Annotated in this window: 11 protein-coding genes; 8 read left to right on the forward strand and 3 right to left on the reverse strand. The window is 70.5% G+C overall.

Annotated elements, in window-relative coordinates:
• The first annotated feature begins 55 nt into the window (after positions 1–55).
• From ABT186_RS20095 to ABT186_RS20105, 3 genes are all read left to right on the forward strand, one after another.
• On the forward strand, positions 56–979 hold the full coding sequence (locus ABT186_RS20095; protein ID WP_351232093.1) for an ABC transporter ATP-binding protein: 924 nt from the start codon (positions 56–58) through the stop codon (positions 977–979).
• Between the two features lie 88 nt (positions 980–1,067).
• Positions 1,068–1,784 carry an ABC transporter permease gene (locus ABT186_RS20100; protein ID WP_351232127.1) on the forward strand — a complete coding sequence of 239 codons (717 nt, stop codon included), beginning with the start codon at positions 1,068–1,070 and terminating at the stop codon, positions 1,782–1,784.
• An 82-nt stretch (positions 1,785–1,866) separates the two neighbouring features.
• Positions 1,867–2,874 (forward strand): COX15/CtaA family protein, encoded by a 1,008-nt coding sequence (locus tag ABT186_RS20105; protein WP_351232091.1) that lies wholly within the window; start codon positions 1,867–1,869, stop codon positions 2,872–2,874.
• Positions 2,875–2,920: 46 nt separating this feature from the next.
• On the opposite strand, the gene ABT186_RS20110 is transcribed toward ABT186_RS20105, so the two are convergent.
• From ABT186_RS20110 to ABT186_RS20120, 3 genes are all read right to left on the reverse strand, one after another.
• Positions 2,921–4,027, reverse strand: coding sequence for an amidohydrolase family protein (locus ABT186_RS20110; RefSeq protein ID WP_351926117.1), 1,107 nt, complete (start codon positions 4,025–4,027; stop codon positions 2,921–2,923).
• A gap of 183 nt (positions 4,028–4,210) precedes the next feature.
• Positions 4,211–4,555 carry a hypothetical protein gene (locus tag ABT186_RS20115; protein ID WP_351232087.1) on the reverse strand — a complete coding sequence of 115 codons (345 nt, stop codon included), beginning with the start codon at positions 4,553–4,555 and terminating at the stop codon, positions 4,211–4,213.
• Positions 4,556–4,645: 90 nt separating this feature from the next.
• Positions 4,646–5,599, reverse strand: coding sequence for a heme o synthase (locus ABT186_RS20120; protein WP_351232125.1), 954 nt, complete (start codon positions 5,597–5,599; stop codon positions 4,646–4,648).
• A 398-nt stretch (positions 5,600–5,997) separates the two neighbouring features.
• Here ABT186_RS20120 and tkt point away from each other — a divergent pair, with 398 nt between their 5' ends.
• From tkt to pgl, 5 genes are read left to right on the forward strand one after another with little or no spacing between them, the layout of a single operon-like run.
• Positions 5,998–8,100: a transketolase gene (gene tkt / locus ABT186_RS20125; protein WP_351232085.1), complete on the forward strand. Its 2,103-nt coding sequence runs from the start codon at positions 5,998–6,000 to the stop codon at positions 8,098–8,100.
• A gap of 34 nt (positions 8,101–8,134) precedes the next feature.
• Positions 8,135–9,253: a transaldolase gene (tal, locus tag ABT186_RS20130; protein ID WP_351926119.1), complete on the forward strand. Its 1,119-nt coding sequence runs from the start codon at positions 8,135–8,137 to the stop codon at positions 9,251–9,253.
• Positions 9,254–9,257: 4 nt separating this feature from the next.
• Positions 9,258–10,790: a glucose-6-phosphate dehydrogenase gene (gene zwf, locus ABT186_RS20135; RefSeq protein WP_351232081.1), complete on the forward strand. Its 1,533-nt coding sequence runs from the start codon at positions 9,258–9,260 to the stop codon at positions 10,788–10,790.
• Positions 10,787–11,881, forward strand: a complete 1,095-nt coding sequence (opcA, locus tag ABT186_RS20140; protein ID WP_351232079.1) for a glucose-6-phosphate dehydrogenase assembly protein OpcA — start codon at positions 10,787–10,789, stop codon at positions 11,879–11,881. Before zwf ends, opcA begins: the two co-directional genes overlap by 4 nt.
• A complete protein-coding gene (pgl, locus tag ABT186_RS20145; RefSeq protein ID WP_351232077.1) occupies positions 11,878–12,660 on the forward strand; it encodes a 6-phosphogluconolactonase in 783 nt (260 codons plus the stop codon). The genes opcA and pgl overlap by 4 nt, the downstream gene beginning before the upstream one ends.
• Positions 12,661–12,831 lie beyond the last annotated feature (171 nt).

Genomic DNA, 12,831 nt, shown 5'->3' on the forward strand with positions numbered 1-12,831 from the left:
GAGGTCCCGGACCCGCCAGCCGGAGCCACGGGAGGCCTCCTTAGACTTGGCGCTCATGCGAACTGAGCCGGTCCTCCAGGTCCACTCCCTGGTGAAGCGGTACGGCACGAAGACCGCGGTGGACGGCCTCGACCTGGTGGCCCGGGCGGGTGTCACCGCCGTACTCGGCCCCAACGGGGCGGGCAAGACAACCACGGTCGAGACCTGCGAGGGGTACCGGAGGCCGGACTCCGGCACGGTGCGCGTCCTGGGCCTCGACCCGGTCCGCGAAGCCTCCGCGCTGCGCCCCCGCATAGGGGTGATGCTCCAGTCCGGCGGCGTCTACTCGGGCGCCCGCGCCGACGAAATGCTCCGCCACGTGGCCAGGCTGCACGCGCACCCGCTGGACGCGGACACCCTGATGGAGCGGCTGGGTCTGGGCAGCTGCGGACGGACGCCGTACCGGCGGCTGTCGGGCGGCCAGCAGCAGCGGCTCGCGCTCGCCATGGCCGTCGTCGGCCGCCCGGACCTCGTCTTCCTGGACGAGCCGACCGCGGGCCTCGACCCCCAGGCCCGCCGGGCCACCTGGGACCTGGTCCGCGATCTGCGCTCCGACGGTGTGTCCGTGATCCTGACCACCCACTACATGGACGAGGCCGAGCAGCTCGCCGACGACGTCGCGATCATCGACGCGGGCCGGGTCGTCGCACAGGGCTCCCCGGAGGAGCTGTGCCGCGGCGGCGCCGAGAACACACTGCGCTTCACGGGCCGGCCGGGCCTCGACGTGGGATCCCTGCTGAAGGCGCTCCCGGCGGACTGCTCGGCGGCGGAGCTGACACCGGGCGCGTACCGCGTCGCCGGCAAGGTCGACCCGCAATTGCTCGCGACGGTCACCTCCTGGTGCGCACAGCACGGTGTGATGCCGGAGAAGATCTCCGTCGAACGGCACACCCTCGAAGACGTCTTTCTTGAGCTCACGGGCAAGGAGTTGCGCTCATGATTCCGGCACGCACCGCTCTTGAGGAGCTGCGCTCGTGACCGCCGTCGGTACCTACGCGCCGAAGCCCGGCGCCGCCCCCCTGCCGCGCATGATCGCGGCGCAGGCCGCACTCGAGACGCGGATGCTGCTGCGCAATGGCGAGCAGCTTCTGCTGACGGTTGTCATTCCGACGCTGCTGCTGGTCCTCTTCAGCTCCGTCGACATCGTCGACACCGGGGCCGGCAAGGCCGTCGACTTCCTCGCTCCCGGCATCCTCGCGCTCGCCGTCATGTCGACCGCGTTCACGGGACAGGCCATCGCGACCGGCTTCGAGCGCCGGTACGGGGTGCTGAAGCGGCTCGCCTCCTCGCCGCTCCCGCGCTGGGGGCTGATGACCGCCAAGACGGCCTCCGTGCTGGTCACCGAGGTCCTCCAGGTGATCCTGCTGACGGTGATCGCCTACGCGCTGGGCTGGTCGCCGCACGGCAACCCGCTCGCCGTGCTGCTCCTGCTGGTCCTGGGTACGGCGGCCTTCTCCGGGCTCGGCCTGCTGATGGCGGGCACGCTGAAGGCCGAGGCGACCCTGGCCGCCGCCAACCTGGTCTTCCTGCTGCTGCTCGTGGGCGGCGGAGTGATCGTCCCGCTGGACAAGTTCCCCTCCGGCGCCCAGGACGCACTCGGCCTGCTGCCGATCTCCGCGCTCTCCGGCGGCCTGCGGGACGTGCTCCAGCACGGGGCCGGGATGCCCTGGGGCGACCTGGGGATCCTGGGCGTGTGGGCGGTGGTGGGACTCGCCGCGGCCGGGAAGTTCTTCCGCTGGGAGTGACGCCCTTCCGGGGGCCTGCTCCGTCTGAACCGCCGCGGGCCACCCGACCCCTCGTGAAACCGTGCACAAGCTGCCCCCTACCATGAGGGGCGTGCCAAACGTGACTCGCGCCGATGCCGTAGCGGCCGTGCGCAACCCGCTCGCCTTCATCGCCGCACGCTGGACCCCGGAGCCCCGGACGGTTCAGCGGGCGGCTCTCGCCGCTCTCGTCATGTCGGTGGTCATCGTCGTCACCGGCGGTGTCGTACGCCTGACCGGCTCCGGACTCGGCTGCCCGACCTGGCCGCAGTGCACGGACGACTCGCTGACCACGACGAGTGCCATGGGCGTGCACGGCGCCATCGAGTTCGGCAACCGCATGCTCACGTACGTGCTGTGTGCGGCGGTCGGCTGGGCGATCATCGCCGCGCGTTCTCAGAAGCCGTGGCGGCGCAGCCTCACCCGGCTCGGCTGGGCACAGTTCTGGCTCGTCATGGGCAACGCGATCCTCGGCGGCATCGTGGTCCTCGTCGGCCTCAACCCGTACACCGTCGCCGCCCACTTCCTGCTCGCCATCGCGCTCACCACCCTGGCCGCGGTCATGTGGCAGCGCACCAGGGAAGGCGACGGGGCGCCGCGTCCGCTGGTCGGCAAGGCCGTGCAGCAGTTGGTGTGGGTTCTGGTCGTCGCCTCCGTGCTGCTCCTCGTGGTCGGCACGATGGTCACCGGCGCCGGCCCGCACGCGGGCGACTCCAGCGACGTCAAGCGCATCCCGATCGACTGGGAGACCGTCGCCAAGCTGCACGCCGTGCTCGCCTGGATCGTGGTGACGCTGACCTTCGCCCTGTGGTTCGTCCTGAAGGCGGTCGACGCGCCCAAGGGCCCGCTGCACCGTACCCGTGACCTGTTCCTGGTCCTCCTGGGCCAGGGCGTCATCGGCTACGTCCAGTACTTCACGCATCTGCCCGAAGCCCTGGTGGGTCTCCACCTGTTCGGCTCCTGCCTGGTGTGGATCGGGGTGCTCCGGGTGCTGCTGTCGTTGCGCGAACGCCCCGAGGGGACGGCGGACCTTCCGGGCCCCTCGACGGAGTCGGCGCTCACTGCGGCGTGACGCCCGCACGTCACTGAGGCCGTACGGTTCGCCGGGGCCGTACGGCTCACTGCACCGCGTACACCCGCCGCGCGTTCCCCGCGGCGATCATCCCGGCCACCCGCTGCGCGTCCGCAAGCGACCACGCCCCCTCGGCGACCCAGTCGCCCAGCACCCGGGAGAGCGCCTCGCGGAAGAGGCGGGCGCCGATCACATGGAGTTCGGGCAGGCCATGGGCGCCGCTGGAGAAGAGGAGCTTGCCGAAGGGGGCCAGTTCCAGGATCTCGGCCAGGACGGCGGCGGCCCTGGCGCCCGTTCGGACGAGCGCCGCGCCCAGGTCCGCGTACACATGCGGGAACACCCCCGCCAGATGCGCCGCGTGCCGGTGGTACGGATAGCCGTGCAGCAGGACGAGATCCGTGCCGAGCCCGGCCGTGGCGCGTACGAAGTCGGTGAGCAGAACCGGGTCGGTGCGGTCGATGCGCAGGCCGGGTTCACCGAGGCCCGCATGGAGCTGGAGGGGCCGGCCCGAGGCCACCGCACTCCACAGCAGATGGCGGAGCAGGACCGGGTCCGACAGGGCTCCTCCCACCCGGCGGCCCGCGAGCCAGCGGCCGGCCGCGCCGCGCACCTCCCCCGGGCCCGGCGGCTCCGGCGCGAGCGCCAGACCGTGCCGTACGCCCGCCAGCGAGGTGAACGCCACCGCGTTCGCCGCCGCCCCGTGGATCGACTCGGCGAGATTGGCGAGGAACGACTCGACCGTGCCGGAGGTGTCGGCCACCTGTTCGGCGAGCAGCTCCAGTCGGACGATCTCGTGCGCCTCGGCGTCCCCCGTCGAGGCCATCTCGGCGGGCCCGGTCAGATCGCCGGGCAGCCCGGTGTCGACGAGGTATGTGGTGATGCCGCTGCCCCTCAGCAGTCTGCGCCCCGCCTCCAGGACGCCGAGTTCACGGCGCCGGGCGAGATAGCGGGCGGGCGGGCAGTGCGGCTCCAGACCGAGCAGCGGCGGACACCAGCGGCGTACCGCGAAGCCCGTCTGGGTGTCGAAGAGGGTGGTACCGGCGGCGGGCGGGCCCTCGGTGCGGGCGAGGTGGGCCTCGAAGGTGCCGAGGCCCAGCTCGGTTCGGAGCACGCCATGGCAGTACTGGTCCACCAGGGACGGCGTTTCGATCATCCGGACTCCCCGCGTGGACGCTGCGCTGGCCTACAGGTCCTAACGGGTGAACCGGTGTTTAGGTGTTGGGGGCCGTTCGTGGGGGGTGAACTCGGTTCGGCGACTGCGGGTGGTTCGGGGTCGATCGCGCCCACGCGGCGGAGCGCACATAGTCACAGCCCCGCGCCCCTTCAAGGGCGCTGCTCAGTCGTTGGACGGGCCGCCCACCTGAATGCCCGCCATGCGGCTCCACTCGTACGGACCGGTCTTCACCTTGCCCGCGAACTCGCCGTCGAAGGCCTCGTGGACGGTGATTCCGGCCTTCTGCACCGCCTGCTCGGCGATCGCGTACGACGGTGCGAACAGGTCGCCCCAGCCGCCGTCCTCACCGACGAGCACGATCCGGGCGCCGCGCTGCCCGATGTACGCCACCTGTCCCTCGGCGCCGCCGTGCGCCTTCGCGAAGGCGCCGATCTGCTTGGCAAGCTTGTCGACGTGGCGCTCGGCCTTCGCGTCCTGCTTGGGGTCAACCTGCTGGGTGTCTGCCATGGTCAGGATGCTACTCACGGGTAGATCGACTGGCGAGAGCAGAACTCTGTGACGTACGTCAGCTGCCGGGAGGGCGTACGGATGCGCCGGTCAGCGAAGGAACGGATCCACAGCCACCGCGACGAACAGCAGCGAGACATAGGTGATGCTCCAGTGGAACAAGCGCATCTCCTTCAGCTTCGCGCCGGTCGTCTCCGCCTTCGCCCGGTTCTGCAGCGCGTGCGCCTCCCACAGCCACCAGCCGCCCGCGGCCAGCGCGACCACCGTGTAGAACCAGCCCGTGTAGCCGAGGGGCGTCAGCAGCAGGGACACCACGACCATCACCCAGCTGTAGATGACGATCTGGCGGGCCACCACCTTGTTGGAGGCGACGACCGGCAGCATCGGCACACCCACGCGCGCGTAGTCCTCCTTCACCTTCATGGACAGCGGCCAGTAGTGCGGCGGCGTCCAGAAGAACATGACGAGGAAGAGGATGACCGGCGCCCACGACATGGAGTTCGTGACGGACGACCAGCCGATGAGGACCGGCAGACAGCCCGCGATGCCGCCCCACACGATGTTCTGCGACGTACGCCTCTTGAGGATCATCGTGTAGACGACGACGTAGAAAAGGAGCGCTCCGAGCGACAGCCAGGCGGACAGCCAGTTGACCGTGAAACCGAACAGCAGCGTCGAGACGACAGCCAGCGTGATGCCGAACGTGAGGCACTCACGGGGGCTGACCATGCCGGTGACCAGCGGACGCTGCGAGGTGCGCTCCATGAGCGCGTCGATGTCACGGTCGATGTACATGTTGAGCGCGTTGGCGCCGCCCGCGGAGAGGTAGCCGCCGATGCAGGTCAGCAGCACCAGCCTGAGGCTCGGCACGCCCTGCTGGGCGAGGAACATCACCGGAACGGTGGTGATCAACAGCAGTTCGATGATCCGTGGCTTGGTCAGCGCCACGAACGCCTTGACACGGGCCCCAAACGGCCGCTGGCCCCGGCTGCTGCTCGTCCCGAGCACTCCCGGCGGACGGGATTCGACGGCCGTCACGTACACCCCTGACAGAGACATCCCAGCGAGCCCCGGCTGTGAACGTTCAATAAAGGCTCGCGCGTACCCACGCAACTTTAGACGTTGCCCCCAGTCCGCCCTTCGCGGGGGTGGGTCGTGTTGGCAGCGGTCGCGTGGCCGGCCTCTCGGTACCGGCCGATGCGCCAGTGGGCGAATGAGCAAGGAGAAGCGAGCCGAATGCCGCTCGGTTGAGCGATCGGATGAGCGGCTCCGTATTCAGTTGCCGACCGCAGTTCCGGCCGGTCGGGAGGCAAATCCCGAAGACTCCCGGCAGTCTGGAATGACTCGAAAAGGCGCACGTACTTACGGGGGTAGGCTCAGCAGCGGCCGGTGGGCGCCCAGTGCACCGGCAGTCGATATGTGGAGAGGAGCCCTGACCCAGGGTGAGCACCAAGCCGACCACCACAGACCTCGAGTGGACCGAGTTGGACCAGCGGGCCGTGGACACCGCCCGCGTCCTGGCCGCCGATGCCGTACAGAAGGTCGGAAACGGCCATCCGGGTACGGCGATGAGCCTGGCTCCGGCCGCCTACACCCTCTTCCAGAAGGTGATGCGTCACGACCCGGCGGACCCCGACTGGGTGGCCCGTGACCGGTTCGTGCTGTCCGCCGGCCACTCGTCCCTGACCCTCTACACCCAGCTCTACCTGGCCGGCTTCGGCCTGGAGCTGGACGACCTGGAGTCCTTCCGCACCTGGGGCTCGAAGACCCCGGGCCACCCCGAGTACGGGCACACCAAGGGCGTGGAGACCACGACCGGCCCGCTCGGCCAGGGTGTCGCCAACGCGGTGGGCATGGCCATGGCCTCCCGCTACGAGCGCGGCCTGTTCGACCCGGACGCCCCTGAGGGCACCTCCCCCTTCGACCACTTCATCTACTGCATCGCCGGTGACGGCTGCCTGCAGGAGGGCATCTCCGCCGAGGCGTCCTCGCTCGCCGGTCACCAGAAGCTCGGCAACCTGATCCTGCTGTGGGACGACAACCACATCTCGATCGAGGGCGACACCGAGACCGCCGTCTCCGAGGACACGGTCAAGCGGTACGAGGCCTACGGCTGGCATGTGCAGCGCATCGCGCCGAAGCCGGACGGCGACCTGGACCCGCACGCCATCTACAACGCCATCGAGGCCGCGAAGAAGGTCACGGACCGGCCGTCCTTCATCGCGATGCGGTCGATCATCGCCTGGCCCGCGCCGAACGCGCAGAACACCGAGGCCGCGCACGGCTCGGCACTGGGCGAGGATGAGGTCGCGGCCACCAAGCGCGTCCTCGGCTTCGACCCGGAGAAGAGCTTCGAGGTCTCCGAGGAGGTCATCGAGCACACCCGCAAGGCGCTGGAGCGGGGCCGCAAGGCGAAGGCCGAGTGGGAGAAGTCGTTCCAGGAGTGGCGCAACAACAACGCCGAGCGCGCCGCCGAGTTCGACCGCATCAGCAAGGGCGAGCTGCCCACCGGCTGGGAGGAGAAGCTCCCGGTCTTCGAGGCGGGCAAGGGCGTCGCGACACGTGCGGCCTCGGGCAAGGTGCTGCAGGCGCTGGGCGCGGTGATCCCCGAGCTGTGGGGCGGCTCCGCCGACCTGGCCGGCTCGAACAACACCACCATCGACAAGAACAGCTCGTTCCTGCCGGCCGACAACCCGCTGCCGGAGGCCGACCCCTACGGCCGCACGATCCACTTCGGTATCCGCGAGCACTCCATGGCCGCGGAGATGAACGGCATCACCCTGCACGGCAACACCCGCGTCTACGGCGGCACCTTCCTGGTGTTCTCCGACTACATGCGCAACGCGGTGCGGCTGTCGGCGCTGATGCACCTGCCGGTGACGTATGTGTGGACCCACGACTCCATCGGTCTGGGTGAGGACGGCCCCACCCACCAGCCCGTCGAGCACCTGGCCACGCTGCGTGCCATCCCGGGCCTGAACGTGGTGCGCCCGGCCGACGCCAACGAGACCGCGATCGCCTGGCGCGAGATCCTCAAGCGCTACACCAAGGAGTTCGGCAAGGGCGCCCCGCACGGCCTGGCGCTGACGCGTCAGGGTGTGCCGACGTACGAGCCCAACGAGGACACCGTGCGCGGCGGTTACGTGATGTTCGAGGCCGAAGGGCCCGAAGGGCAGAGCGCAGCGCCGCAGGTCATCCTGATCGCCACCGGTTCCGAGGTGCACGTCGCCGTCGAGGCGCGTGAGCAGCTCCAGGCCGAGGGCATTGCGACGCGGGTCGTGTCGATGCCGTCCGTGGAATGGTTCGAGGAGCAGGACCAGGGGTACCGGGACAGCGTGCTGCCGCCTTCGGTGAAGGCGCGGGTCGCGGTGGAGGCGGGGATCGGCCTCACCTGGCACCGGTTCGTCGGGGATGCGGGTCGCATCGTTTCCCTGGAGCACTTCGGTGCTTCGGCGGACGGCAAGGTCCTCTTCCGCGAGTTCGGTTTCACTGCCGAGAACGTCGCATCCGCCGCCCGGGAATCGCTCGCCGCAGCCCAGCGCTGACGCTGATATACGACACGTAGGAGATGCAATTTCCATGACAGACGCACTCAAGCGCCTCTCCGAAGAAGGCGTCGCGATCTGGCTGGACGACCTGTCGCGCAAGCGGATCACGTCCGGAAACCTCGCCGAACTGATCGACCAGCAGCACGTCGTGGGCGTCACCACCAACCCGACGATCTTCCAGAAGGCGATCTCGTCGGGCGACGGCTACGAGCAGCAGCTCGCTGACCTCGCCGCCCGCAAGGTCACCGTCGACGAGGCGGTCCGCATGATCACGACGGCGGACGTCCGGGACGCCGCCGACATCCTGCGCCCGGTGTTCGACGCCACGCAGGGCCAGGACGGCCGGGTGTCGATCGAGGTCGACCCGCGTCTGGCGCACAACACCCGGGCCACCGTCGCCGAGGCCAAGCAGCTCGCCTGGCTGGTCGACCGCCCGAACACGCTCATCAAGATCCCGGCCACCAGGGCGGGTCTGCCGGCGATCACCGAGACCATCGCCAACGGCATCAGCGTCAACGTCACGCTGATCTTCTCGCTGGAGCGCTACCGCGAGGTCATGGACGCCTACATGACCGGCCTGGAGAAGGCCAAGGAGCGCGGCCTGGATCTGTCGAAGATCCATTCGGTGGCGTCCTTCTTCGTGTCCCGCGTGGACACCGAGATCGACAAGCGCCTCGACGCGCTGGGCACCCCCGAGGCCAAGGCGCTGCGCGGCAAGGCTGCGATCGCCAACGCGCGCCTCGCCTACGAGGCGTACGAGGAGGTGTTCGGCAGCGACCGCTGGGCCGCCCTCGACAAGGCGCAGGCCAACAAGCAGCGTCCGCTGTGGGCGTCGACCGGCGTGAAGGACCCGGCGTACAAGGACACGCTGTACGTGGACGAGCTGGTGGCGCCGAACACGGTGAACACCATGCCGGAGGCCACCCTGCTGGCCACCGAGGACCACGGCGAGATCACCGGCAACACCATCGCCGGCACCTACGAGCAGGCACGCGCCGACCTGGACGCGGCCGAGAAGCTCGGGATCTCGTACAACGACGTGGTCCAGCTTCTGGAGGACGAGGGCGTCGAGAAGTTCGAGGCGTCCTGGAACGACCTGCTCAAGTCGACCGAGGCGGTAATCGAGCGCCTCGCCCCGTCGGAGGGCTGACACCTTGACTTCCGTACACGGAGCGAATCCGCTTCGTGACGCCGCGGACCGACGGCTCCCGCGTATCGCGGGGCCGTCGGGCCTGGTCATCTTCGGCGTTACGGGCGATTTGTCACGTAAAAAGCTGATGCCTGCGGTCTATGACCTGGCGAATCGCGGGCTGCTGCCGCCGGGCTTCTCGCTCGTCGGCTTCGCGCGCCGCGAATGGCAGGACGAGGACTTCGCCAAGGAGGTCCACGACGCCGTCAAGGAGCACGCCCGTACGCCGTTCCGGGAGGAGGTCTGGCAGCAGCTCATCCAGGGGATGCGCTTCGTCCAGGGCACCTTCGACGACGACGACGCGTTCGAGCGGCTGCGCTCCACGATCGGGGAACTGGACAAGGCGCAGGGCACGGGCGGCAACTTCGCGTTCTACCTCTCCGTGCCGCCGAAGTCCTTCCCGGTGGTCATCCAGCAGCTGAAGAAGCACGGCCTGGCCGACCAGACCGAGGGCTCCTGGCGCCGCGCGGTCATCGAGAAGCCCTTCGGCCACGACCTGAAGTCGGCCGAGGAGCTCAACAAGGTCGTGCACGAGGTCTTCGCCCCGGACCAGGTCTTCCGCATCGACCACTACCTGGGCAAGGAGACCGTCCAGAACATCCTGGCGCTGCGCTTCGCCAACACGATGTTCGAGCCGATCTGGAACCGGTCCTTCGTGGACCATGTGCAGATCACCATGGCCGAGGACATCGGCATCGGCGGCCGGGCCGGCTACTACGACGGCATCGGCGCAGCACGGGACGTCATCCAGAACCACCTGCTGCAGCTGATGGCGCTGACGGCCATGGAGGAGCCCGCCTCCTTCGACGCGGACGCGCTGGCCGCGGAGAAGACCAAGGTGCTCGGGGCCGTCCGGCTGCCGAAGGACCTCGGCAGGGACACCGTGTTCGGGCAGTACGCGGCCGGCTGGCAGGGCGGCGAGAAGGCGGTCGGCTACCTCCAGGAGGAGGGCATCGACCCCAAGTCGAAGACCGACACCTACGCCGCGATCAAGGTCGCGATCGACAACCGCCGGTGGGCGGGCGTCCCGTTCTACCTGCGCACGGGCAAGCGGCTCGGGCGGCGGGTGACGGAGATCGCGGTCGTCTTCCAGCGCGCCCCGCACTCCCCCTTCGACACCACCGCGACCGAGGAGCTGGGCCAGAACGCGGTCGTCATCCGCGTCCAGCCCGACGAGGGCGTCACCGTCCGCTTCGGCTCCAAGGTGCCGGGCACCTCGATGGAGATCCGGGACGTCTCCATGGACTTCGCCTACGGCGAGTCCTTCACGGAGTCCAGCCCGGAGGCGTACGAGCGCCTGATCCTGGACGTGCTGCTCGGCGACTCGAACCTCTTCCCTCGCACCGAGGAGGTCGAGCTGTCCTGGAAGATCCTCGACCCGATCGAGGAGCACTGGGACAAGCACGGCAAGCCCGCGCAGTACCCGGCCGGCACGTGGGGGCCCGTCGAGGCGGACGAGATGCTCGAACGAGACGGACGGAGCTGGCGCCGGCCATGAAGATCGACCTCACGGACACCACTGCCAGCAAGATCAACAAGGCGCTGGTGCAGGGCCGCCGCGCCATCGGCACGCCCGCCGTCGGCATGGTGCTCACCCTGGTCATCGTCACCGACGAGGAGAACGCCTACGACGCCCTGAAGGCCGCCAACGAGGCCTCGCGCGAGCACCCCTCGCGCACCCTCGTGGTCATCAAGCGCGTCTCGCGTTCCCCGCGCGAGCGCACGTCCTCGCGTCTGGACGCCGAGGTGCGGGTGGGCGCGGATGCGGGCACCGGCGAGACGGTGGTGCTGCGGCTGTACGGCGAGGTCGTGGACCACGCCCAGTCCGTGGTGCTGCCGCTGCTGCTGCCGGACGCCCCGGTCGTCGTCTGGTGGCCGGTGAACGCGCCGCTCGACCCGGCCAGGGACCCGCTCGGCGCGCTCGCGCAGCGGCGGGTCACCGACACCTACGCGGCCGAGGCGCCGGTACGGGAGCTGAGCGCCCGCGCCGACGCCTACACGCCCGGTGACACGGACCTGTCGTGGACCCGCATCACGCCCTGGCGCTCGATGCTGGCCGCGGCCCTTGACCAGGTCACCTGCGAGGTCGAGGCGGTCGAGGTGGAGGGCGAGGAGTTCAACCCGAGCTGCGAGCTGCTGGCGATGTGGCTCGCGGACCGGCTGGACGTGCCGGTGAAGCGCTCGCTGTCCTCCGGCCCCGGCCTCACGGCGGTCCGGATGAACACGAGCTGCGGCCCGATCGTCCTCGACCGCGCGGACGGCTCCCTGGCCACGCTGTCCATCGAGGGTCAGCCGGACCGCGCGGTGGCGCTCAAGCGCCGTGACACGGCCGAGCTGATCGCGGAGGAGCTGCGGCGGCTCGACCCGGACGACACCTACGCGTCGGCACTGCGGTACGGCGTGGACCGGCTCGGCGCCGTGGCGGAACAGGCCGGGGCTCCGGCCGAGGAGTCCACGACCGCGCGGACCGCGGCCGAGGACACGGTGGCGGCCGAGGCATCTGCCGAGACCACGGCGAAGGCGTCTGCGGACGCACCCGCGAAGAAGACCGCCAAGAAGGCCCCGGCGAAGAAGGCGGCCGCGAAGTGAGCACTCCCCAGCTCGTCGTGCACCGCGACAAGGAGCTGATGGCCCAGGCCGCGGCGGCCCGGCTGATCACGAAGATCGTGGACGCGCAGGCCTCGCGCGGCTACGCCTCGGTCGTGCTCACCGGTGGCCGCAACGGCAATGGTCTGCTCGCCGCGCTCGCCGCCGCGCCCGCCCGGGACGCCATCGACTGGGGCCGGCTGGACCTGTGGTGGGGCGACGAGCGCTACCTGCCGGAGGGCGATCCGGAGCGGAACGTCACGCAGGCCCGCGAGGCCCTGCTGGACTCCGTGTCCCTGGACCCGAAGCGCGTGCACGCCATGCCCGCGTCGGACGGTCCGTACGGCGCCGACGTCGATGCGGCGGCCGAGGCGTACGCGGCGGAACTGGCCCGGGCCGCGGGCCCCGAGAACCACGGCTCTGTGCCCACCTTCGACGTCCTGATGCTGGGCGTCGGCCCGGACACGCACGTGGCCTCGCTCTTCCCGGAACTGCCCGCGGTGCGGGAGACCGAGCGGACGGTGGTCGGCGTGCACGGCGCGCCGAAGCCTCCGCCGACCCGGATCACGCTCACGCTGCCGGCGATCCGGGCGGCGCGCGAGGTGTGGCTGCTGGCGGCGGGCGAGGACAAGGCGCAGGCGGCGGCCATCGCCCTGTCGGGCGCGGGCGAGGTGCAGGCCCCGGCAGCGGGGGCGTACGGCCGCTCGCGCACGCTGTGGCTGCTGGACGCGGCGGCGGCATCAAAGCTGCCGAGGTCGCTGTACCCGCCGGCGTCGCCGTAACGGGTAGGGGCGGCGGGGGGGGTCTCGCCCCCGCCGCCCCAACCCGTCCCATCCTCCAGGGGGGCCCCCCCCAGAAACCCCCCCGGGGGGCCGCCCCCCCCCCCCCCCCCCGCGGGGGGGGGGGGGCGCCCCCCCCCCGCCGCCCCCACCCCCCCCCCGCACGGGGGGCCG

This window comes from Streptomyces sp. NPDC001634, from assembly GCF_040298185.1.
Classification (GTDB): domain Bacteria; phylum Actinomycetota; class Actinomycetes; order Streptomycetales; family Streptomycetaceae; genus Streptomyces.

Coding starts and splice junctions, on each gene's coding strand:
- ABT186_RS20095 (WP_351232093.1), top strand. CDS start 56: ATGCGAACTGAGCCGGTCCTCCAGGTCCACTCCCTGGTGAAGCGGTAC.
- ABT186_RS20100 (WP_351232127.1), top strand. CDS start 1,068: ATGATCGCGGCGCAGGCCGCACTCGAGACGCGGATGCTGCTGCGCAAT.
- ABT186_RS20105 (WP_351232091.1), top strand. CDS start 1,867: ATGAGGGGCGTGCCAAACGTGACTCGCGCCGATGCCGTAGCGGCCGTG.
- ABT186_RS20110 (WP_351926117.1), bottom strand. CDS start 4,027: ATGATCGAAACGCCGTCCCTGGTGGACCAGTACTGCCATGGCGTGCTC.
- ABT186_RS20115 (WP_351232087.1), bottom strand. CDS start 4,555: ATGGCAGACACCCAGCAGGTTGACCCCAAGCAGGACGCGAAGGCCGAG.
- tal (WP_351926119.1), top strand. CDS start 8,135: ATGACAGACGCACTCAAGCGCCTCTCCGAAGAAGGCGTCGCGATCTGG.
- opcA (WP_351232079.1), top strand. CDS start 10,787: ATGAAGATCGACCTCACGGACACCACTGCCAGCAAGATCAACAAGGCG.